Source organism: Poritiphilus flavus, assembly GCF_009901585.1.
GTDB lineage: Bacteria > Bacteroidota > Bacteroidia > Flavobacteriales > Flavobacteriaceae > Poritiphilus > Poritiphilus flavus.
In genome coordinates, this window is the sequence record NZ_WXYO01000007.1 from 94607 (window position 1) to 117781 (window position 23175).

Sequence of the window (23175 nt, forward strand, 5' to 3'; positions counted from 1 at the left end):
GTGTTTTGTCTTGGCATCAAGCCTTCTAAAGGTATAAAAAAATCAAATGCAGGAGGCCCAGATCGGGTCAGCGGGAGGAGGAGCTACGATCTGTAGCGGAGTTTTTTTAACGGGATGTACAAATGAGATACTCCTGGAATGTAATGAAATACTACCGTCCCTGTTGCTCCTCGGGGCACCGTATTTCAGATCACCCCTTATCGGGCTACCAATAGCGGCAAGTTGGCAGCGTATCTGATGATGTCTTCCTGTTTCCAGTTGGATCTCCAGCAAATAATAATTGTCTAGCTTCTGCCTTAAGCTGTAATTGAGGATGGCCTGCTTACTATCCGGTACTTCCTTGGGATAGGCATAGGATTTATTTTGACGGGGATTCCGCTTTAACCAGTGGATCAACTTCCCGTTTTCGGCCTCGGGTTTATTCTGCACTAGCGCCCAATAGGTCTTTGTAACGGTTTTCGCAACAAACATCTTATTCAATCTGGGTAAAGCCTTAGAGGTTTTTGAGAATATTACGGCGCCTGTAGTTGGCCTGTCTAACCGGTGAACCACTCCCAGGTAAACGTTACCTTCTTTTTTATATTTCGCTTTTAGAAACCGCTTAACGATCTCACTCAAGGGAATATCTCCGGTCTTATCGCCCTGAACAATATCACCGGATCGCTTATTGATCGCGATTAAGTGATTGTCTTCGTATAATACTTCCAGATTTGAAGGGTTAGATCGCAAGGTTTTGGAGGTTGGGAGGGTTGGATTATTAGACTATTAGATTTTTAGACTGTTGGATTTCTGGACTTTTAGATTTTTAGACCGTTGGACCATTAGATTATTGGATTATTGGATTGTTAGACTGTTTGACTGTTGGATTTCTGGACTTTTAGATTTTTGGACTTACGGATCACTATATTCGTTTGGCAAACCTTTCCTATTTCATCGTGGACTTGAACTTAGATGTCATTTTTATGATTGATTGCAAATCCGAATTTATGGTATTAAAGATACTGCTGTCAATATAATTCAGGTCTTGGGCGATCAGGAGCTGTGTTTCGATTTCATATAAGGATCCGATGGCAAAGTCAAGAAACCTTCTAAAATCTTTCTTAGTCCTTCTTGAAGTTCCTTCAGCAATATTTGAGGGTACGGAAACCGCCGCTCTCCTCAATTGAACTACAAGCCCGAATTTTTCAGTATCTGGAAAGTCGTTCGTCAATCGATAAATTGATGTACAAAAAACTCTGCTCCTTTTCCAAATATCAAGCTTTTTAAAGCTATGCATCTTCGCTGAAATTAATCCATCCCATGGATTCACAAAAAAGCAATTATTTTGCATTCCAGCCCTCTAAAGACCCAAATGTCAAGAAATCTATACTTCCATCCGTCTAGCCGTCTAATCATCGAACCATCCAACTATCCAACCCTCCAATCATCCATCCGTCTAACCATCGAACCGCCTATCAATTTAGTTGATAGTTAACCGTTGGTAGTTTTCTGGCTTCAAAACTTGAAATCCTCAATTTCACAGTTTCACAATTTTACACTTTCACAACTTCCCGATTTCTCATTTTCAAATTTTCAAATTGTCAAACCTTCAAATTGATTCATTGTTACATTTCCAAATGTTCAAATAAAGTCTTAGCCTTTCTGCTTTCGAATTGCAGTAATCAGTGAACAGTGAACAGTAAACAGTGAACAGTAAACAGTCTCCCTTACAAATTGAACCGGATCTTAAGCTTACGCTTTGACTTGGACTTAGTCTTCGTATTTCCTGCTTTTGAATTGCAGTCAAATCAGCTAACTTGAGATTGGGGAGGGGTTTAGAACCCCGAGTTCAGTTGGCAGTGAACAGTGAACAGTAATCAGTAAACAGTGAACAGTAATCAGTTTACCGTCTAACCATCGAACCATCCAAACGTCTAACCATCTAGTTATCCACCCATCCATCTAATCGTCCATCCGTCTAACCGTCTACCCCTCCAACTATCTAACCGTCTAATCATCCAATCATCCATCCGTCTAACCATCCATCCGTCTAACTATCCAACCCTCCAATCATCATCCGCCTAACCATCGAACCGTCCAAACGTCTAACCATCTAGTTATCCACCCATCCATCTAATCGTCCATCCGTCTAACCGTCTAGCCCTCCTTCTACTCGTCCAACCTTCTAACCGTCTAACCATCCATCCGTCTATCCTTCTAACACTCAATACTGCTCCTCGTCACTCGGGAAATCCTGACTTTTTACATCGTTCACATAACTGGAAATGGCATTCCCCATATCTTCGTATAGATTCATATAACGCCTCAAAAATCTCGGATTGAATTCGTGGGTCATACCCAGCAAATCATGAATGACCAGTACCTGCCCGTCCGCGTATTTACCACCGCCGATACCAATTGTTGGAATGGAAATACTTTCGGAAACCTTTTTGGTGAGTTCGGCCGGAATTTTCTCCAACACTATACCAAAACAACCCAGTTTCTCCAGCATTTTGGCATCGTCCATCAGCTTGTCCGCTTCATCTTTTTCCTTGGCCCTAACGGTATAGGTCCCAAACTTGTAAATGGATTGAGGTGTTAAACCCAAATGCCCCATTACCGGTATCCCGGCATTTAGGATCCTTTTTACCGATTCCTTTATTTCCACACCCCCTTCAACTTTAACCGCATGAGCTCCGCTTTCCTTCATGATCCTTATTGCGGATCGAAGCGCTTCTTTGGGATCGCTTTGATAACTGCCAAAAGGAATATCCACCACTACAAGAGCCCTTTTCACTGCTCTTATCACCGAGGAGGCATGATAGATCATTTGGTCCAGGGTGATAGGTAAAGTAGTCTCATGACCGGCCATGACATTACTGGCTGAATCACCGACCAGGATCACATCCACTTTGGCGTTATCTACGATTTTAGCCATGGAATAATCGTAGGCGGTGAGCATGGAGATCTTTTCACCCTGCTGCTTCATTTCAACGAGCGACTTTACCGTCACGCGTTTGTACTCTTTTTTTGCGGTAGACATCTTAGAATGGTTTAGAGGGCTAAATGTAAGGAGATTTGTTGGAATGCCACCGCGACTATTTAAACAGCCATATTAGATGTTTTAGGCTATATTTGGACAAAGCTAAAACCCGGATATGAAAAACATTACCCTCTTAGTTATTTTGCTTTTGTCTCTGCATGTCGCTGCCCAGTCCGAGGAAATGGCAGTTCAAAAGACCATTGAAGCTTTTTTTGACGGTTTCCACAAACAGGATTCCATCATAATGAAGCAAACGGTTTCTGAAGAACCTATTTTACAAACGATAGGAAAAAATAAAGAGGGTGAGACCCTGGTACGGACGGAGAAATTTGAAAAGTTGATCAAGTCGATTGTTTCTATTCCCGACAGCGTTAAATTCCAGGAAAAACTACTTTCCTTCAATATCCAGATTGACGGAGCCATGGCCAATGCCTGGACCCCATATGAGTTCTGGTTAAATGACAAATTCCATCATTGCGGGGTAAATTCTTTCCAGCTTTTCAATGACGGTTCCGGTTGGAAGATCATCTATCTAATCGATACACGAAGGCGCGAAGGCTGCCAGTAAATCAGCAATTCAATACTTCACTACTGAGCTGATTTTTGCCAGATCCCACTAGAAACACTTGAAATTACAGGGCTAAACAGGCCTACAGTCATAATTGCAATGACATCATGTCAGTTTTGCTGTATTGGCATATTGTTTGACACTGTCAAGTTGATTTAAACTGAGAAACACGAATTTAAAACAACATATAATGAGTAAGATAATTGGAATAGATTTAGGAACAACAAACTCTTGCGTTTCAGTGATGGAAGGTAATGAGCCCGTTGTGATCCCTAATGCGGAAGGAAAGCGCACCACACCCTCCGTAATTGCGTTTGTAGAGGGTGGTGAGATTAAGGTGGGGGATCCGGCTAAGAGACAGGCGGTAACGAATCCGCATAAGACCATTTATTCCATAAAACGCTTTATGGGGAACAAGTACTCTGAATCTCAAAAAGAGGCAGACAGGGTACCATATAAAGTGGTAAAAGGAGATAATAACACTCCCAGGGTAGATATTGACGGACGTTTGTACACTCCTCAGGAATTATCAGCCATGATCCTTCAGAAAATGAAGAAAACCGCGGAAGATTACCTGGGGCAGACAGTGAGCCAGGCAGTGATCACGGTTCCTGCTTATTTTAACGATGCTCAAAGACAAGCTACAAAAGAGGCGGGTGAGATTGCCGGACTTAAGGTTGAGCGAATCATTAACGAGCCTACTGCGGCTTCCCTTGCGTACGGACTGGATAAAAAAGATACAGATCAAAAAATAGTGGTCTTCGATTTTGGAGGGGGTACACATGACGTTTCCATCCTGGAACTGGGTGATGGTGTATTTGAGGTATTGGCCACGGACGGTGACACTCACCTGGGTGGTGACGATGTAGATCAAAAAATAATTGACTGGTTGGCGGATGAGTTCAAAAAAGATGAGGGAATAGACCTTAGAGATGATGCTATGGCCTTGCAGCGCCTGAGAGAGGCTGCTGAAAAGGCAAAGATTGAATTGTCTTCCTCTGCCCAGACTGAGATCAACCTGCCCTATGTTACGGCTACGGCTTCAGGACCTAAACACCTTGTAAGGACCCTGGCAAAGTCTAAGTTCGAGCAGTTGATCGCTGATCTTGTTAAAAGAACTATCGAACCTTGTGAGACCGCTTTAAAGTCTGCCGGACTGTCTAAAAGCGATATCGATGAGATTATCCTGGTAGGAGGTTCCACCCGGATCCCTGCTGTTCAGGAAGCCGTTGAGAAATTCTTCGGTAAGAAGCCGTCAAAAGGGGTAAACCCTGATGAGGTGGTTGCTGTTGGTGCCGCAATTCAAGGTGGGGTACTTACGGGAGATGTGAAAGACGTATTGCTTTTGGATGTAACACCTTTATCCCTTGGTATTGAAACTATGGGCGGTGTAATGACGAAATTGATCGATGCCAATACGACAATCCCAACAAAAAAGTCTCAGATATTTTCAACCGCGGCAGACAATCAACCCTCAGTGGAAATTCACGTGCTTCAGGGAGAGCGTCCGATGGCAGGAGACAATAAGACCATAGGAAGGTTCCATCTGGATGGGATCCCTCCTGCACCTAGAGGTACTCCTCAGATTGAGGTAACCTTTGATATTGATGCCAATGGTATCATCAAAGTATCTGCCACAGATAAGGCTACAAATAAAACCCAGGATATCCGTATCGAAGCTTCTTCAGGACTTACAGAAGAGGAGATCGAAAAGATGAAAGCCGAGGCCGAAGCCAATGCGGAAGCTGATAAAAAAGCCAAAGAAACAGCAGATAAGCTCAACGAAGCGGATAGTATGATCTTCCAGACCGAGAAGCAACTTAGCGAGTTTGGAGATAAGCTGTCTGAAGACAAAAAGAAACCTATCGAAGACGCGTTGGAAGAGCTGAAAAAGGCATACGAATCCAAGGATCTGGCAGTGATCAGCCCTGCGCTGGAGAAGATCAACGAAGCCTGGAAAGTTGCTTCTGAGGAGATGTATAAAGCACAGGCTGAAGCCCAGCAGGCCACTTCTTCAAACGGAAGCGATACCGCATCCCAGGATCAGTCTAAAGAAGGAGATAATGTAGAAGACGTAGACTTCGAAGAAGTGAAATAAGAATAACTAAGTTTATGCGTTAATAAAAAGGCGGGTTTTTCCCGCCTTTTTTTGGTATACATTTTGTTCTAGTTGAAGGAGAATAAAGTAATTTTGTGTATATGATAAAAAACTACTCTGATACATTTTGTAAGATTTTATCCATTAGCTGGCTGATACTGGGTGCAACTTTGTTGCGAGCACAGGAACCCAAAATCTTTAGCAGGGCGGACTTTGATCTGAAGGGAAGAGTAAAATCCTGCCTTGTTATTACTGATTACGGTAAAGAAGAATTCGAATTTAACGAAGCCGGTCTGCTGACAAAATCCGTGACGCGGTTCAATGAAAAAGACTACGATGTTACCTACTACAAATATCAGGGAGATGAATTGATTGAACGCCGAAATGAAAACTATCGGGACGGACTTTTTGACAAGTATACCTCAATAGCCCATATTTACGAAATAGATACCCTGGAGAACAGGAAGGTAACAGAAAGAATTCTTTCCTACGCCAAAGAATTCCTGGATCAATACGAATATTTGTACGACGAAGAGAACCGCCTGGTCAAAATAACCCGTTCTAATAACGAAGGAATAGACGAAACCAAAATAGAATACACTACCTACAAGGACGAGAACACCCAATCCACCTACCTCAACGGTAGTCTTTTAAGATCTGTCAGAACTTCGGCAAAGAAGAAAAAAGGCATTGATTACAAATTGGTGCTGACCAAAGATTTTATTCAGGGAATTCCCAGTAAAGCTGTGGAGGCCCTATACGATAAGGAAGGAAAGTTGATCTCTGAACAGGAGTTTCAGTATGACGAATCCAAGAAATCTTTTAAGCCTTCCAGCCTTATAAATTATAGTTACAACGAAAACGGTTTGCTTAGTGCAACCGCCCGAACCTCTGGATCCCTTGAAGAACGCAAGGAATACATCTACCAGTTTGACGGAGGGGCAGACGGGAACTGGATCAAGCAGATCATCACTCCTGAAAATTCCTATACCACCAGACGGATCGTTTATTTTGAACCCCTGGAGGCAGAGGTAGAAGAGTAGGGGGTACAGATCCCAACCCCAGAAATGTTGAAGCCACTTACGGCATAAATGAGAGAAACTATTTATCCCATTCCTCTTTAAGGATTCCGTAGCAACAGGTATTCCTTTTGAAGCCATCGGTCAGATAGATGTTCTTCCTCAAAATACCTTCAAGTACGGCCCCGAGCTTTTCCACGGCTTTACGGGACTGAATATTGCGTTCATCCACCCGGAATTCCACTTTTTCCATCCCCATTTCCTCAAAAGCATAGTCGATCATCAGCTTTTTCATATGGGTATTCAGACCACTGCCGTGAAATTCCCTGCCTATCCAGGTGGAACCAATCTCTACGGTTTTATTTCTCCCGTCGATATGCATATAACGACTGCTTCCGGCATATTTGGAAGAGCGTTTGTCAAAGATGATCAGCGGTAAAGCGCTGCCCTGGTCTTGCAGTTTGAGGGCCCTGATCACATATTGCTCCAGGGCTGATGACGTACTGATTTCTGAAGGAGAATACTGAATGAGTCTTTCCTGGGAGGCTACTTCCAAAAGATGATGATAGTTATCCAGGGTCAATGGGGATAAAAGCACTACTTCATCTTCCAGTATCAATGTTTTGCTCATGAGATAAGTTGTTGAATGATGGATTTTTGTATTTCGTGACCTCCTTCGAAAGTGATGGCATCAACTTTTTGCGGAAACAGGCTTTGTAACCTCACTAACTCCTGCTGATATCTTTGTGGTGTTATGAATTCATCCTCTGTGCCTGCAATCACCGTGACGCGGATATCGGCATTTTCCAAAAACCTGAAGTCCTCCTCGCTCAATTCCTTGGGAACACCACCCGCATAGAGTATCAACCTGTCGCACTTGGGCCTTCTTAAAGCCAGCCATCTCAAGGCGATAGACACTCCTTGTGAAAAACCGAATAACAGTCTTTCCACATCATCGGGCAGATCTTCAGCCTGGTAAACCTCGTCCAGGTAATTCATCACGTTTTCAATTTCCTCGGCGGTATTTTCACGCGTCAGCCAGCTGGCACCTACATGTTTATAGGCATTGCCAAGATAATACTTGGCAGGTGCCTGTGGTGCGATGAAATAGTTCGCTTTGGGATCAAGATCTTCAAAGTACCTTAGAAAGTAACGACTCAGGTAGCCTATTCCATGAAAGACCATCCAGATATTCCGGGTTTCAGGAGTTATGGCATTTAAAGTGGCATAGGTGTTGGAGGCCTTGTAGTGCACTCTCTTCTCACTTGAATTCATAAATCAAATATAAGGCAATAGGCATTCTTATTCGTATGGCTTAGCTTTGCAAAAAAAAATAGACTTTATGAACGAATACAAGGAAAAGATTCTCAGTGTTTGCAATGAGATTTGCAAGGGGACCCTAATGGAAACCCTGGAAATTGAATATATAGATGTGGGCGAGAATTTTCTTGTGGCCAGGATGCCGGTGAGCCCTAAGGTTCATCAACCGGATGGCGTACTTCACGGAGGGGCCACCGCAGCACTTGCCGAGAGTGTTGGCAGTGCGGCCTCTTACGTATTTCTGGATGGAAAGAAGTTCTTTGTGCGGGGCATAGAGATCTCTGCAAATCACGTAAAAAGCATCAAAGAGGGTGACGTTTTTGCCCGGGCTACCTTGCTCCATAACGGACGCACAACGCAACTGTGGGATATCAGAATAACAGATAAGGATGAACAACTGATCTCCTTATGCAAGTTAACGACAATTGCCCTGCCCAGGGAGTAAGATGGATTTTGAAAATTTCTTACTGAAAGCTGAGGACCATCTCACTCGTAAAATTCCTTTCGTTCTCTACAGAAAGCCTTCTGATCCTTTGGTAAAAGGTATTTTTCAAAGGGATGAGCATTCCTTCTTCCTCAGTGACTTTACAGAAAGAGGTTTTGTTTTTGCTCCTTTTAATTCGAACAAACCAGCGTTGTTATTGAGGCCGGACGAACAAGTCAGCACATCTTACCAGCATGGCGCGAATAAGACTGGTCAACTCACCGAGCCTCCAGCGGCTGATACCCAAGCTCAGCAGTTCCATCTGGATCTGGTCGCTAAAGGCATTGCTAAAATTAAGGCCGGGGACTTGGAGAAGGTTGTGCTTTCCAGAAACATCGAGGCCAGGGGTCATCATTCCCCTTTAAAAGTATTCCAAACTCTGCTAAATAAGTACATTACCGCATTTTGTTATTTATGGTACCATCCGGTTTCAGGCCTTTGGATGGGAGCCACGCCAGAAACACTAGTGTCCATTCGTAAAAATGAGCTGACTACCATGTCCCTTGCTGGCACATATTCCTATCAGGATGGAAAGCCACCGGTTTGGACCACCAAGGAAAGGAAAGAACAGGGTTTAGTGACAACTTATCTTTTGGATAAACTTAGACCATTTACCACGGCGCTGGAACTAACCGAAGAAAATGCGGTAAGGGCTGGACAACTCTGGCATTTGATGTCCCAAATAAGGGGTAGGTTAAAAAAGAATGAATTGGGTGAGGTGATCAGGGCATTACATCCGACTCCGGCGGTTTGTGGTATCCCTTTGGAGGTAGCCAAAGATTTTATCCTGGAAAAGGAAGGATATGACAGGGAGTTTTACACCGGCTATCTCGGGGAATTGGGCTTGGATGGCGAGTCTGATTGTGACCTTTACGTGAATCTTCGGTGCATGCAACTGGTCAATGATATGGCCCTTGTTTATGTTGGTGGTGGGATCACCGCTGAGTCTGATCCGCAAAGTGAATGGGGGGAAACTGTGGCCAAGAGTAATACTATGCTAAAAGCCCTATTTAATTCATGAGAATTATTGGGAAGAAGTTAGTTGCGTTGTATTTTTGAATGTTTTTATGAAATATTCCAATATTCCCGCTGCACAATCTGTAGTTTATCATTGCAAGGCCCGAGCTGTAAAAGATATTGTGATATCTCCGGGTTCCAGAAATGCCCCACTGACCATTGGTTTTACGGAAGATCCATTTTTTAATTGTTACAGTATTGTGGATGAGCGATGCGCGGCTTTTTTCGCCCTGGGAATAGCACAACAGACCGGGCGGCCCGTGGCTGTTGTATGCACTTCCGGTAGTGCGGTGTTGAACTACTTCCCGGCAGTTTCTGAGGCTTTTTACAGCGATATTCCTATGCTGGTAATTTCTGCGGACCGCCCCCCAAAAAAGATCGATATAGGGGATGGGCAAACCATAAGGCAGGAAAACGTTTTTGGCCATCTAATAGGATACTCGGCAAATCTGAAATTGGATTGTCGCGCTGAGGAATATTCAGAGGAAACGCTTTCAAACCCGGAAATCTCCAAAAAGCAGGAAGAGGTGCAACATCATAATGATGGTGAATTGAATAAGGCTTTCAACATCGCGATAAAGGATAAGTGTCCGGTTCATATCAACGTTCCTTTTGAAGAACCGCTTTACGAAAAGTTTACGGAAATGTCAGTTTCGCCTGTGGTATTGGAATCCGATGAGGTGTCAGGCCAACGGGATTCACTTTCAGACCTGGATCAGTTCGCGGAGATCTGGAATTCGAGTTCCAGGAAAATGATCCTGGTTGGGGTTTCATCACCGGGAGCCCTGGATCAGGATGTGCTGGACGCTTTGGGAAATGACCCGACGGTGCTGGTGTTGACCGAAACCACCTCGAACCTGCATCACCCCAATTTTTTTCCCAGCATTGACAGCATCGTTGCGCCCATAGAAAAATCAGAAGATAAAGACGGTTTATTTTCCGATCTTCAGCCGGAAGTACTGCTTACCTTTGGTGGAATGATCGTTTCCAAGAAGATAAAGGCCTTCCTGAGAAATTACCAACCCAGCCATCACTGGCATATAGATACTAAAAAAGCCTACGATACTTTCTTCTGCCTTTCAAACCATTTTGTATCAGGAGCCAATGACTTTTTTAAAGCCTTTCTTCCCCTATGTAAGACTTCCGAAGAGGGCTATTATAGCCGGTGGGAATCGGTAAGGCAGCGGTATCTCGCAAAGCGATCTGAATACCTCGGGCAGATCCCTTTTTCTGATCTGAAGGTGTTTCAGCACATTCAGGGCACCATCCCTAAAGGCTACCAGGTTCATTTGGCCAATAGCTCAACAGTGCGATATTCTCAACTAATGGATATGGACGCCTCCCTGAGGGTTTTTAGCAACCGGGGAACCAGTGGGATAGATGGCAGTACCTCCACCGCTATTGGCGGGGCCTTGTACGATACTAATCCTACACTTCTCATCTCAGGGGACCTCAGCTTCCTTTACGACAGCAATGCACTTTGGAATAATTATATACGTGCGGATTTCAGGATGATCGTCATCAATAACGAGGGAGGTGGTATTTTCAGGATACTACCAGGCAAAGAAGAAACGAATAACTTCAAGGACTATTTTGAGACTGTTCATAAACTGGATTTTGCCAGGCTCTGTGCACTTTATAACATCGATCATTCACTGGTGACCGATGAGGAGGGACTAAGCCGGGAACTCTCTGGCTTTTACGAGCCCTCGCATACCCCTAAACTTCTGGAGATTAGGACTCCCAGGGATCAGAATGACAAAATTTTGCTTACATATTTTGATTTTCTATCTTAGGCCATCTGTTATAAAAACTATATAAACACTAACGTTATGAGCAGTAAAAGAGATGAATTGATCGAGCAGTACGCCGCCGACATCCAGACAAAATTTGACCAGAGTCCGGACATGGATCTTCTAACTAAAGTGACTATTGGCCTGGGTCCGGCAATCTACAATCTTGATGCTTCCAAAGTATCCGGTTCCGATGAGGGCGAACTTGAAACCGTGAAAAACAATTTCCTCATTAAAAAGCTGGGTCTTGCGGATTCCCCGGAGCTTATGGAAGCCATAAAAAGCGTTATCAATACTTATGGCGCTTCCGAAAGAAATAAACACCGAGCGGTGGTGTATTATATGCTCGCCAGGCATTTTAACAAGGAAGCTGTTTACAACTAATCCGAAGTAAAAATAGGATCAGGCCGCCATTTACTGGCGGCTTTTTACTTTTAAACCTACCTTTGCAATATGGTTGAAATTGGCAACTACAACAGCCTGAGTATTCTGAGAAGTACAAGGGTAGGCTTGTTTCTGGGCGATGAGGATGTGGATGACCTTCTGCTCCCGACGAAATATGCTCCTCAGGACTTTGCGATTGGTGATACTTTGGAGGTATTCTGTTATCTGGATCACGAAGAAAGGCCGATCGCTACAACTTTAGATCCCTTTATCAAACGCAACGATTTTGGTTACCTGCGAGTGGCCGAGGTGAACGAGACCGGCGCTTTTTTAGACTGGGGTCTGGAAAAACACCTCCTGGTGCCGTTCAGGGAACAGCCCGTTCGAATGGAAGAGGGAAAGTGGTATGTGGTTTTCTGTTATTTGGATGAGAAATCTTTCCGGCTGGTGGCCAGTGGAAGGGTGGAAAAGTTCCTTTCCAACAACAATCTGGATGTAAAGCAAGGCGAGGAAGTGCAGCTACTGGTTAACAGGAAAACCGATCTGGGCTGGGATCTTATCGTAAACAATCGCCACCGGGGCCTGGTTTATGCCAATGAGGTTTTTAAAAAGCTTGAGGTGGGCGACCGGATCCAGGGCTTTGTAAAGCAGATCAGGCCGGACAATAAACTGGACATTTCCCTGGAACCTTTGGGTTTTGACAGACTGGAACCTGCAGCACAAATGATTTACGAACAACTGCTTCAGGCTGATGGTTTTTTGGGAGTCCATGATAAAAGTTCCCCGGAGGAGATAAAGAGCTTGTTCCAGATGAGTAAGAAGACCTTTAAAAAGGCCATCGGGACACTTTACAAAGCGAGAAAAATTGAGATCAGACCTGATGGGATCTACAAAGTGTAGAGAGACATCCTAAGTAAGCGAAAAGCAGGTTTTTAAACTTAACGTACTGAAACAGAATCCTTACCACTAACTACTTCAAACTCACAACATTTATTTTGTTGATTTTAAGGTTTTTATTTACTTTTAGCGACAAATCCCCTAAACCCAATTAATTATGCCATTTATAGAGGAAAGTGATTTGCTGGAACTGCACAAAGACATCGATAAGGCCCAGATCATTAACGAGCGTCTTTTAGATCAAATCAAGTTCAAGAACAAGGAACTTAAGCGCAGTAAGATCCAGCGTAATGTCCTGGCCGGGTTTACCGCGGTCTTCCTCATCGGCGCGCTTGCGCTTTTCTCATTTACCGCAGGCCTTAGTAGTTCAAAAGGGTTGGAGAATCAAAGTCTTTTAGTATCCATTGACAGCCTGGACGCTGTTAAATCAAGAATAGATAACCTCAGTCAGCAAAACGAAGAATTAAGCCTGGTCAAGGAATTCTACCTGGCTAAAAGCTTTTTGGAAAAGGAGAAAGTGTATTCCGTTCAGGTAAAATCCTTTGTTGAAAATAATGTTACCCTGGCTTCTGAGGCACTTACCAACACCATGTTTGTAAAGACCAATCCTTTTTATTCCTATTCTTTAGGGAATTTTGAAACCCTTCAGGAAGCCCAGAAATTCCGTGCTCAGTTAGTGGAAATGGGATTCAAGGATGCTTTTGTGGCTTCTTATAAGGACGGTAAACGCATTAAGATAGAGGACCCTTACTAAACACGTTTTGCCAAAATTCAAGGCATGGCTCAGCGCAGCCCGCTTGCGCACATTACCCCTTTCAATTTCCGGGATACTGGTAGGTACAGCCCTGGCTAATCACAACGATTACCACAACTGGCGAATACTGGTTTTGGCTTTACTCACTACGGTGGGATTTCAGATTACTTCTAATTTTGCGAACGACTACGGCGACGGGGTCAAAGGTACAGACAATGAGGACAGGATAGGGCCACAACGGGCATATCAGAGCGGAGCTCTGAGCCGCAAGGAACTCAAGTCGGGCATCCTCATTTCAATTGTAATAAACCTCTTTCTGATAGCAGCCTTGTTAGTGGTCTCCTTTGGACAGGAAAATCTGGTGTATATACTGTTGTTCTCTTTCCTTGGCTTGTTGAGCATCTGGGCAGCGATCCGGTATACCGTAGGAGAAACGGCATATGGTTATCAGGGCCTGGGCGACCTGTTTGTCTTTTCTTTTTTTGGATTGCTTTCCGTAATCGGATCTCAGTTCTTGTACGTAAAGCTCATTGTACCCAATGCCATATATCCTGCTATCACCATAGGATTATTGAGTACTGCTGTGCTTAACCTGAACAACCTAAGGGATCAGGAAAATGACAGGAAAGCCGGTAAAAATACGCTCGTTGTACAATTGGGTTTTAAGAACGGCAAGCGATATCATATGCTTTTGATCGTAGTTGCATTTCTCAGTATGCTGCTTTTTGGCATTCTTGAATTTGAAGGCTGGAAGGACTGGATCTGCATGTTGGCCTTTCTTCCAATATTTATACATCTGAGAAGGGTGCTGAAGGTAAAGGACCCCGCATTTTTTGATCCTGAACTCAAGAAAATAGCATTGAGCACCTTCCTGCTGGCCTTGCTAATTTATATAGTGTTCAATAATTTTTTGTAAATTTGATTCGTTATAACTACTAACAGACAGGCATATAACCATCTAAACCACTCTTACCTTGGAACAACCTATTAGAATATTAATCGTTGAAGACAATGTCATCATTGCAGACGATATGCAGTCCATGCTGGAAGAAATCGGGTATGAGATTGTAGACAATGTGATCGTTTATGAACAGGCAGAGGAAGTGCTTAAAAATGAGCATGTTGACCTTGTTCTCATTGATATTATCCTGGCTTCGGATAAAACCGGAATAGACCTCGGAAAGCATATCCGGGAGAATTATAACATCCCATTTATTTTTGTTACGTCTAACTCAGACCGGGCTACGGTTGAGAACGCCAAAACCGTAAAACCAAACGGATATCTGGTAAAACCTTTTGAGCAACAGGATCTGTATACCTCAATTGAGATCGCCCTGTCTAATTTTGATTATTCAGAGAAATCCAATGGGGGTTCGGCAGATTCGGCCGAGGAGAAGGTAGTGTCCAATTCCGTACTGAAGGATTCCATTTTTGTCAAAAAACAGCATTTGTATTATCGTATCCAGTTTGGAGATATTCAATTCATAAAGGCGGATAATGTTTATCTGGAGGTTAACACCGTAGACAAAAAATTCCTGGTAAGATCTCCCTTAAAGGATTACCTGGAGAAACTGCCAAAAAATAAGTTCTACAGGGCGCATAAGTCTTATATCGTTAATGTGGATCATATTGATGCCATCAACTCAAAGGATATTATGATTAATAATACATTGATTCCGATATCCAAGGACTTCAAAGAGTTCATCATCTCCGCGATGAATTCCTGATACAACTATAACATTCGAAAAAATTGTAAAAGACACCCCTAGGGGTGTTTTTTTATTATTCCCTTTCTGTTTTTGCAGATCACAACACTTTTGGGCACCTTCACAACATTATTTTGGCAGTGGAAGAGGTCTGCCGTACTTTGGTATCAGAATTAGGAATTAATTTTTTTCATTTTCATATAGTGTTCTCGTAAAAGAGTCTTACAACAAAGCGTAAGGCTCTTTTTTTATGGGGTGATTTCAGCCGTCCGGGATCGAAAAGTTTTCAAGTGAAAACGCCTTTTCCATGAAATGCACAAAAATCCGATGAAATGCAGTTTGCAACGCTGAATGTAGTTTTCACAACAAAAATCAGCACTTACACAACAAACTTCTCAAACAAGGGTTTCTGCATACTATTTTTGAAGCGTTCCCCATGTCTTACCATTTACTTACCTTCTTTTCTGAGGAATAGACCCCATTTTAAAAAGTCCTTTTAGTAACCCCTAATCTGTTTTCTGCAGATCGGATACAACAGAAGGCCTGGTGTTTTTCAAAGGATGTTATGGTGTCACAAACTCCGCTTACATAATAAGTTAGGTGGGAGGTGACAAGAAGAGGCGAAAAACGCTCACCACAGTTTCAATCTGCTTGACAACAAAAATTTAGCGGAATCGGCTATTTGTGGTATGTTTAACGCCCGTATAACACGGCATTTAAGACTTGGCGTAAAATTGAGCAAATAGATTTCTAAGCATGTTATGGCAAATCCGCTTGGCAAAATTTTTTATGTAATATTCCTCATCGCTTCGCTTCAGGGTTTGGCTCAGGAACTCAGTTCCGGCGAGGTCAACATCTTGAAAAAATTCGAGAATACCTCAGATATTTCCGAAAAGTTCAGCTTCTTTTTCGGTACCCCGAACCGATACGGGGAAAACTCTGCTTACGATTGGCTGGATACTGTAAATGACTATTTGAACAATGCCAGCCAGTCTGGCGATTCTGCAGCAATCCAAAAATTCCAGCTAATACAATCCCAAATTTACTTTGATCTTGGTGATTATGAGAAAAGTGTGGCCCTGGCCAACGAGCTATACGCAGACAAAGCCAAACTGGACGGCGGCCTTACGGAGGTTATGCTCAACCTGATCGACGAAAACTACGCTCAACTGGAGCTTTACGAAAAACAGATCGAGATCAGGCAGGAGAAAAGGGATCTCGGTATCACGGAGAACATCGCATTCTACGATATTTATTCTAACCTCGGGATGCACCGAAGGGCGATGCGAGATTATATTATGGACGTAAAAAAGAACATAGATGACAGTGATCTCTATGGTCTTGCGGAGTACCACAACAATGTTGGAAGGTACCTGTTACTGGATAAGTCCGCGTCTGTAGCCCTCAAGAATTTCAAGACAGCCAAGGGCTATGTAGACGTATATCTAAACGATCTCAGCAAAGTAAAAACGGAAAAGGAGATCCAGGAAGCTAACCTGCTTAAGGGGATCGTAGAAGGAAACATCGGAAAGGCCCATATCCTGTTACGCCAATATGAAGAAGCCCTGCCTTACCTGGAGAATAGTGTCGGGATAATACAGGAATACAATATAGGACGCTACTCTAATGATGTGGTGGAAAATAACCTCGCCATTGCGGAATCTCATTTGCAACTGGAAAATTTTGCCAAAGCCAAGGAGTATTTGGATACGGATCTGACACTGATCAAAACAGATCATATCATTAAAAAGAACAAATTGCTGGCTTCATACTACGACAATGTGGAAGACTACAGGAATGCTGTGTACTACTTGAAAAAGAATGCCAAGATCGCGGATTCCATAGATACGAACGACACCTCCTTAAAGACACAGCAGCTGGCTACGATTGCCCGTTTCGACCTGGATAATTCCAGAAGGATGATCGATGAGCAGAAATTGGAAATGGAACGCGCCAGGAGTGAAATGCAGGCAAAGGATGAGCGGATCAACCTGGTTTTCATTTCGCTGATCTTTACTTTGCTGGGATTTGCCGGACTGGTTTACGCCTACCTCAAAAGTATCAAGAATCAACGCTTGATCGCGGAGCAAAAACACATTATTGAAAATTCACTGGTAGAGAAAGATTCCCTACTCAAGGAAATTCACCACAGGGTTAAGAACAACCTCCAGATGGTCTCCAGCTTGTTGAGCTTACAAACAAAGAATACTCGTAGTAAAGCGGCAATAGAAGCCCTGGAAGAAGGGAAGACCAGGGTAAAGGCCATGGCCCTGATCCATCAGAAACTCTACCAGAACGACGATCTGTCCGTTATTGAAATGCAGGGGTATATAGAAAGCCTTATCAACAGCGTGCAGTCTGTGTTCAAAAAGGGCGGCCACAATATCAACGTCACCATTGATGCCGAAGGCGTGGAGCTCGATATTGACCGCGCTATCCCTTTCGGGCTCATTCTGAATGAGTTAGTTTCCAATTCTTTTAAATATGCCTTTCCGGAGGATGATGACAACGGCAAGATCTACATTCACCTCAGGAAGAATGGCGAACACGGATTTTTTGAGTATACTGATAACGGGATTGGGCTTCCGGATGATTCAGAAGAAAGGGTTAACTCTTCCATGGGAATTCGCCTGATGAACCGCCTGGTGAATCAGCTACAGTCCACCTTGAATATTGACAAAACCTCTGAGGGCGTTCGTTTTTGGTTTAACTTTAAGTAGTTTTAACCTAAAACTTAAAAGCATGCGACTTACATTTTTGGGCCATGCGTCCCTTCTCATTACAACTGCGGATCACAGTCTGCTCGTGGATCCATTCATTTCCGGGAATGATAAAGCCAGTGGATTGGTCAAATTAGACGATTTGGATCCGGATTACATATTACTGACACATGCCCATCAGGATCATACCCTGGACGCGGAGAGCATCGCCAAAAGAAGCAATGCCACCATTGTGAGTAATTATGAGATCGCCATGTATTATCAGCAGAAAGGACTGAATATACATCCCATGAATCACGGAGGTAATTGGAAATTTGATTTTGGAAACCTAAAGTACACCCCGGCCATACACACCTCCTCATTTCCCGATGGCACTTATGGCGGGCAACCCGGTGGTTTTCTGATCTCTACTGAAAACAAACAATTATACATTGCCGGTGATACCTCCCTGACCATGGATATGAAATTGATAGGTATGTCCTCCAAACTGGATCTGGCTGTGCTACCTATTGGGGATAATTTCACCATGGGTATAGATGATGCGATACTGGCAGCGGAATTCGTAGGTTCTAACCGCATTATGGGCTATCATTACGACACTTTTGGATATATTGAAATAGATCATAAAGAAGCTGTAGAAAAATTTAGGGTATCCGGCAAAGAATTATTACTTCCTTCCATTGGTGAATCTATTGAAGTTTGATTACTGCCAGTTAGCTGCAGTTCGATCCCGGATGATTTTATCATCGAAAATATCCTTAAGTTTGGGTACTATCCGATGAAAGCACATTACAAGAAACACATCCTTCAATTCAAAAGACCCAGCGGCACTTCCCGTGGCATTTTGACCGAAAAAGAGACCTGGCTTTTAATACTGGAAGATCAGGGGAAGTTCGGTATTGGAGAGTGCGGCTTGTTAAGGGGACTCAGTATAGACGATCGCCCGGATTACGAAGAAAAACTGAAATGGATTTGCGATCAGATCGCCCTTGGAAACATAAACCTAAGAGGTCAGCTGCAAGAATTCCCAAGCATTCAATTTGGCCTGGAACAGGCCCTTCTCTCCCTGAGAGCGGAGGATCCGTTCCTGCCCTTTCCGTCAGATTTCACTGCTGCCAAAGCCAATATACCTATCAATGGCCTTGTCTGGATGGGGGACGAAGCTTTTATGCGGGAACAGATCGCGGAGAAGCTTGCCGCGGGATTCCATTGCGTTAAAATGAAGATAGGAGCTATCGATTTCAATCAGGAGTTGGATCTAATTGCGTCGATTCGTAAAACCTACTCCGCAGACATGATAGAGCTACGGGTAGATGCCAATGGAGCATTCCCGGCTGAGGAAGCCCTGGAGAAACTCGAACGTCTTGCGGCCTACGATATCCACTCTATTGAACAACCGATTAAGCCTGGAATGAGAGAGGAAATGGCGTCCCTTTGCTTAGAAACTCCAATTCCAATCGCCCTGGATGAAGAACTTATCGGCATATTCGATGTAACAGAAAAGGAAGAATTGCTACAAACCCTTAAGCCGCAATACATCATTCTTAAACCCAGTTTAATAGGTGGGTTTGAAGGATGCCGGGAATGGATTATCTTGGCCGAAAAATACGCGGCCGGCTGGTGGGTCACCAGCGCACTGGAAAGCAATATAGGGCTGAATGCCATCGCGCAATGGACTTTTACACTTAACAGCCGAATGCCGCAGGGTCTGGGTACCGGAGGGCTTTATGAAAACAATTTTGACAGCCCTTTAACCGTAATTGAGGGAACCCTGAAATACGATACTAATAAAATGTGGAAAGCTAATCTAATCGAAGAATTATGTATATAGAACAAGGATATAAAGGGGATATCGGATTGTGGAAGTTTTGGGTACTTCCCCTGGGGTTTATCGCTTTCATGGTGTTTAATTACATCTCCCTGATATACTCACCTGTGGACGTTAACGTAATGATGGCCAACATGATCGAGCAACTCGGGTCAAATGTGGTTTTTGTACTGCTCGTAGGTCCGCTTGCGGCTTTTTTGTTTATCGTATGGGGCTGGGTAAAACTGGTACATCCTCAGCCGATCAGGGCCTTAACCACTTCCAGGGCGAAAGTAGACTGGAAAAGGATCTTCTTCGCATTTTTCCTTTGGGCTATTGTCACGGTTGCGATCACGGGTATAGATATCCTTGTCTCCCCTAAGGACTATGTGTTTAATTTTCAGCCAGTGCCATTCTTTGTACTGGCTATAATCGCCATTATACTGATCCCGTTGCAAACCAGTTTTGAAGAATATTTATTCAGGGGGCATATGATGCAGGGACTTGGGTTGACCTTTGGCAACCGATGGGTTCCACTGGTAGTAACCTCTGTGCTGTTTGGCTTAATGCATTTGGGCAATCCTGAAGTCAGTCAGTTGGGCTACGGCATCATGGTTTATTATATAGGAACAGGCTTCTTTCTCGGGATCATTACTTTGATGGACGAAGGCCTTGAACTGGCCCTGGGATTCCATGCCGCGAACAACCTGATCACCGCGCTGCTGGTAACATCGGATTGGACCGCTTTTCAGACCAACTCCTTATTTAAAGACGTTTCGGATCCCGTACTGGGATGGGATATTCTGATTCCGGTGCTGGTGGTTTACCCTATCTTACTTTGGGTGTTCAGCAAAAAGTACGGTTGGAAGAACTGGAAGGACAGGTTGGCCGGAAAAGTACTTTCCAGGGAAGCCATTGCAGACATAGAACAAAATGGTACAGGAGTTAGTTAAGGTACACCCGGAGTTCAGGTTTAACGGAATACATTTTTCTGAAAGCGAGCTTGCAGAAGTCGCGTATAGCCTGATCAAAGAGGGGGAGGATTTTGAGATAGCCATAGGTGATTTTATCCTGGATTGGTTGTCAGATTCGGATGAGATCGCGGTAAAGACCTCAGGATCTACGGGTGCTCCTAAGAACATATATTTGAAGAAGCAGCATATGGTAAATTCTGCCATGGCCACTGCAAGCTTCTTTGAATTAAAGCCTGGTCATACAGTGCTTTTGTGCTTACCCGCCAATTATATAGCCGGTAAAATGATGTTAGTGCGGGCAATGATACTTGGCTTGGACATAGATTGCATCCGACCGGAATCAAACCCCCTGGCCCATACTGGCAAATCTTATGAGTTTGTGGCCATGGTTCCTTTGCAATTGACGAATTCCTTAGGTCAACTTAATAGGGTAAAAAAACTACTTGTAGGAGGTGCCCCCCTGGGAGATCGCATAAAGGAGGCCCTGGATAAAGAGGGTACTTTGGTCTATGAGAGTTACGGAATGACTGAGACCATTACGCATATAGCCCTAAAAAAGGTCAATCACAATTTACCGGGTACCGTTGCCGCCTTTGAGACCCTCCCCGGAGTCAAAATATCAAAGGATAACAGAGGTTGTCTGGTCATTGAGGCCCCTGGAATAAGCTCTTCAAGAGTCATCACAAACGATCTTGTAGAATTGACAACAGAATCATCTTTCCAATGGCTAGGACGTTTTGACAATGTGATCAATTCCGGAGGGGTAAAGCTGATCCCGGAACAAATTGAACGAAAGCTCAAGTCCATATTAGAGAATCGTTTCTTCGCCTACGGGGTGCCGGACGATAAACTGGGAACGAAGTTAGTACTCTTTGTTGAAGGTGAAACGGATGTCAAAAAATTGATGTCCGATATTAAGTTGCTCAAAACCCTTTCCAAGTACGAAGTACCGAAGGAGATCCTGCAACTATCTGTTTTTGAAGAGACGCCCGCCGGCAAGCTGGACCGGGCTAAAACCGCGAAACTCAAAACTACCTAAGGTTCCCTTATTTCTATCTACAGTTTTTCTGTGTTTAAATTGTATAAAAGGCGTATTTTCAGCTCATGAAGATCACTATAAAGAATGCCCGCTTACTTTTTGTATTTCTATTGTTTACCATTCCTGTGATATCCCAGGATATCCTCCCTGAGAACGAAAGAGCCGAAGTAGTGGACCAGCTCCTGGCGGAACGCTTTAATGAATTGCTTCCGGATTTGATGGATAGATCGGGAATAGATATGTGGATACTCATCTCACGGGAGTATAACGAAGACCCTGTTCTAAGAACGATGCTTCCGGCAACCTGGCTCAATGCCAGAAGACGTACCATCTTGCTTTTCTACCGAAATAAGGCCGAAAAGACCATTGAGAAATTGGCTGTGGCTCGATATGATGTGGGAAAGAATATAAGCTCAGCCTGGGATAAGGAAAAAGAACCGGACCAATGGAAAAGGTTAATGCAACTGATAGTGGAAAGAGATCCTTCCAAAATAGGGCTTAATTTTTCTAAAGATCACAACATAGCAGACGGGCTGGACAAGACGGATTACGAGGAATTCATGGAAAACCTACCTAAAAAATATCACAAGCGCGTAGTTTCTGCGGAACAACTGGCAGTTCGCTGGATAGAAACCCGTACCGATCGGGAAATGGTCATATATAGGCAGTTGGTCTCCATTACACGTAATATCATTTCCGAAGCTTTTTCGGAGGAAGTGATCACTCCGGGTGTCACCACAACATCCGAGGTAGAATGGTGGATGCGTCAAAAAGTTACTGATCTCGGTCTGGAAACCTGGTTTCATCCTACGGTAGACATTCAAAGGACCAGTGAAGAGCTCGTAAGCCATTTGTATTCCTTTTCCGGTAGGCCTGAAGACATGGTTATACTCCCGGGAGACCTGCTGCATTGCGACTTTGGTATCAGCTATCTCAGATTGAATACCGATTGTCAGCAATTGGCTTACGTATTAAAACCAGAAGAAACTGAAGCTCCTGATTTCCTGAAGAACGCCTTTCTTGACGGGAATAAGGTACAAGACCTTCTGACCAAAAATATGCGAGAGGGGAGAACCGGTAACGAGATTTTGGCCTCCGCCTTGTCCGACGCCAGGGAAGCAGGCCTGCGACCCGCGATCTATACCCACCCCCTCGGTACTTATGGGCATTCCGCAGGTACTACCATAGGCATGTGGGACGCTCAGGGGGGCGTGATGAAGGACGATGGTGAGAATTATCCCCTTAACCCAAATACGGTTTACGCCATTGAATTGAATACTACGGTACATATTCCGGAATGGAAACGGGATATCCGAATTATGCTGGAAGAAGCCGGTTTTTTTGGCAGTGAAGGATTCCGCTACGTGAATGGAAGACAAACGGAATTCCTATTGATCCCCCGGGTAAATGATCGTTTGGGGAATTGACACTTCGATTTGACTTCAATCGTATTATTCCGTAACTTATCGTAGCTAATTCAGAGGTCTAATTGAGCCCTGACAAGGCTGTTCCCTACCAGTTAATAAACAACTATTTCAGTGTAATTGCTTATCTTTAAGTGAGTTATTGAAAA

General features: G+C 43.8%; 22 protein-coding genes. 17 read left to right on the forward strand and 5 right to left on the reverse strand.

What is annotated here, in order from left to right:
* Positions 1 to 42: 42 nt before the first annotated feature.
* From GTQ38_RS15550 to panB, 3 genes are all read right to left on the reverse strand, one after another.
* Entirely contained in the window at positions 43 to 729 is a 687-nt protein-coding gene (locus GTQ38_RS15550) for an RluA family pseudouridine synthase (protein ID WP_161436477.1), read from the reverse strand.
* Between the two features lie 196 nt (positions 730 to 925).
* Positions 926 to 1309 carry a four helix bundle protein gene (locus tag GTQ38_RS15555; protein ID WP_317169080.1) on the reverse strand — a complete coding sequence of 128 codons (384 nt, stop codon included), beginning with the start codon at positions 1307 to 1309 and terminating at the stop codon, positions 926 to 928.
* 894 nt (positions 1310 to 2203) lie between these two features.
* Complete coding sequence (gene panB / locus GTQ38_RS15560) at positions 2204 to 3022, reverse strand: 3-methyl-2-oxobutanoate hydroxymethyltransferase (protein WP_161436478.1); 819 nt, start codon at positions 3020 to 3022, stop codon at positions 2204 to 2206.
* 115 nt (positions 3023 to 3137) lie between these two features.
* On the opposite strand from panB, the gene GTQ38_RS15565 reads away from it, so the two are divergent.
* The 3 genes from GTQ38_RS15565 to GTQ38_RS15575 all read left to right on the forward strand — a co-directional run bounded on the left by GTQ38_RS15565 (position 3138) and on the right by GTQ38_RS15575 (position 6731).
* The gene (locus tag GTQ38_RS15565; RefSeq protein WP_161436479.1) at positions 3138 to 3590 is read left to right on the forward strand and encodes a nuclear transport factor 2 family protein; all 453 of its coding nucleotides are present in this window, start codon (positions 3138 to 3140) and stop codon (positions 3588 to 3590) included.
* 190 nt (positions 3591 to 3780) lie between these two features.
* Positions 3781 to 5688 (forward strand): molecular chaperone DnaK, encoded by a 1908-nt coding sequence (gene dnaK, locus GTQ38_RS15570; RefSeq protein WP_161436480.1) that lies wholly within the window; start codon positions 3781 to 3783, stop codon positions 5686 to 5688.
* Positions 5689 to 5789: 101 nt separating this feature from the next.
* Positions 5790 to 6731, forward strand: coding sequence for a hypothetical protein (locus GTQ38_RS15575; RefSeq protein WP_161436481.1), 942 nt, complete (start codon positions 5790 to 5792; stop codon positions 6729 to 6731).
* Between the two features lie 58 nt (positions 6732 to 6789).
* Here GTQ38_RS15575 and GTQ38_RS15580 read toward each other — a convergent pair whose 3' ends face one another.
* Entirely contained in the window at positions 6790 to 7338 is a 549-nt protein-coding gene (locus tag GTQ38_RS15580) for a GNAT family N-acetyltransferase (RefSeq protein ID WP_161436482.1), read from the reverse strand.
* Entirely contained in the window at positions 7335 to 7982 is a 648-nt protein-coding gene (locus GTQ38_RS15585; RefSeq protein WP_161436483.1) for an alpha/beta hydrolase, read from the reverse strand. Before GTQ38_RS15585 ends, GTQ38_RS15580 begins: the two co-directional genes overlap by 4 nt.
* 67 nt (positions 7983 to 8049) lie before the next feature.
* Between GTQ38_RS15585 and GTQ38_RS15590 the strand changes: the two genes are divergently transcribed.
* From GTQ38_RS15590 to GTQ38_RS15655, 14 genes are all read left to right on the forward strand, one after another.
* On the forward strand, positions 8050 to 8472 hold the full coding sequence (locus tag GTQ38_RS15590; protein WP_161436484.1) for a PaaI family thioesterase: 423 nt from the start codon (positions 8050 to 8052) through the stop codon (positions 8470 to 8472).
* 1 nt (position 8473) lies between these two features.
* Positions 8474 to 9532 (forward strand): chorismate-binding protein, encoded by a 1059-nt coding sequence (locus tag GTQ38_RS15595; RefSeq protein ID WP_161436485.1) that lies wholly within the window; start codon positions 8474 to 8476, stop codon positions 9530 to 9532.
* Between the two features lie 46 nt (positions 9533 to 9578).
* A complete protein-coding gene (gene menD, locus GTQ38_RS15600; RefSeq protein ID WP_161436486.1) occupies positions 9579 to 11324 on the forward strand; it encodes a 2-succinyl-5-enolpyruvyl-6-hydroxy-3-cyclohexene-1-carboxylic-acid synthase in 1746 nt (581 codons plus the stop codon).
* A gap of 36 nt (positions 11325 to 11360) precedes the next feature.
* A complete protein-coding gene (locus GTQ38_RS15605; RefSeq protein ID WP_161436487.1) occupies positions 11361 to 11705 on the forward strand; it encodes a DUF2853 family protein in 345 nt (114 codons plus the stop codon).
* Between the two features lie 69 nt (positions 11706 to 11774).
* Positions 11775 to 12605 (forward strand): CvfB family protein, encoded by an 831-nt coding sequence (locus GTQ38_RS15610; protein WP_161436488.1) that lies wholly within the window; start codon positions 11775 to 11777, stop codon positions 12603 to 12605.
* A 154-nt stretch (positions 12606 to 12759) separates the two neighbouring features.
* Complete coding sequence (locus GTQ38_RS15615; RefSeq protein WP_161436489.1) at positions 12760 to 13356, forward strand: SPOR domain-containing protein; 597 nt, start codon at positions 12760 to 12762, stop codon at positions 13354 to 13356.
* Positions 13357 to 13363: 7 nt separating this feature from the next.
* Positions 13364 to 14272: a 1,4-dihydroxy-2-naphthoate octaprenyltransferase gene (menA, locus tag GTQ38_RS15620; RefSeq protein ID WP_161436490.1), complete on the forward strand. Its 909-nt coding sequence runs from the start codon at positions 13364 to 13366 to the stop codon at positions 14270 to 14272.
* A gap of 58 nt (positions 14273 to 14330) precedes the next feature.
* Complete coding sequence (locus GTQ38_RS15625; protein ID WP_161436491.1) at positions 14331 to 15083, forward strand: LytR/AlgR family response regulator transcription factor; 753 nt, start codon at positions 14331 to 14333, stop codon at positions 15081 to 15083.
* A 740-nt stretch (positions 15084 to 15823) separates the two neighbouring features.
* Entirely contained in the window at positions 15824 to 17782 is a 1959-nt protein-coding gene (locus GTQ38_RS15630; RefSeq protein ID WP_161436492.1) for a sensor histidine kinase, read from the forward strand.
* Positions 17783 to 17804: 22 nt separating this feature from the next.
* Positions 17805 to 18485 carry a metal-dependent hydrolase gene (locus GTQ38_RS15635; protein WP_161436493.1) on the forward strand — a complete coding sequence of 227 codons (681 nt, stop codon included), beginning with the start codon at positions 17805 to 17807 and terminating at the stop codon, positions 18483 to 18485.
* Between the two features lie 75 nt (positions 18486 to 18560).
* On the forward strand, positions 18561 to 19613 hold the full coding sequence (locus GTQ38_RS15640) for an o-succinylbenzoate synthase (RefSeq protein ID WP_161436494.1): 1053 nt from the start codon (positions 18561 to 18563) through the stop codon (positions 19611 to 19613).
* The gene (locus GTQ38_RS15645) at positions 19604 to 20542 is read left to right on the forward strand and encodes a CPBP family intramembrane glutamic endopeptidase (protein ID WP_161436495.1); all 939 of its coding nucleotides are present in this window, start codon (positions 19604 to 19606) and stop codon (positions 20540 to 20542) included. The genes GTQ38_RS15640 and GTQ38_RS15645 overlap by 10 nt, the downstream gene beginning before the upstream one ends.
* Positions 20523 to 21602, forward strand: coding sequence for an AMP-binding protein (locus GTQ38_RS15650; RefSeq protein WP_161436496.1), 1080 nt, complete (start codon positions 20523 to 20525; stop codon positions 21600 to 21602). The genes GTQ38_RS15645 and GTQ38_RS15650 overlap by 20 nt, the downstream gene beginning before the upstream one ends.
* Positions 21603 to 21667: 65 nt before the next feature.
* On the forward strand, positions 21668 to 23029 hold the full coding sequence (locus GTQ38_RS15655; protein WP_161436497.1) for a M24 family metallopeptidase: 1362 nt from the start codon (positions 21668 to 21670) through the stop codon (positions 23027 to 23029).
* The last annotated feature ends 146 nt before the right edge of the window (positions 23030 to 23175 follow it).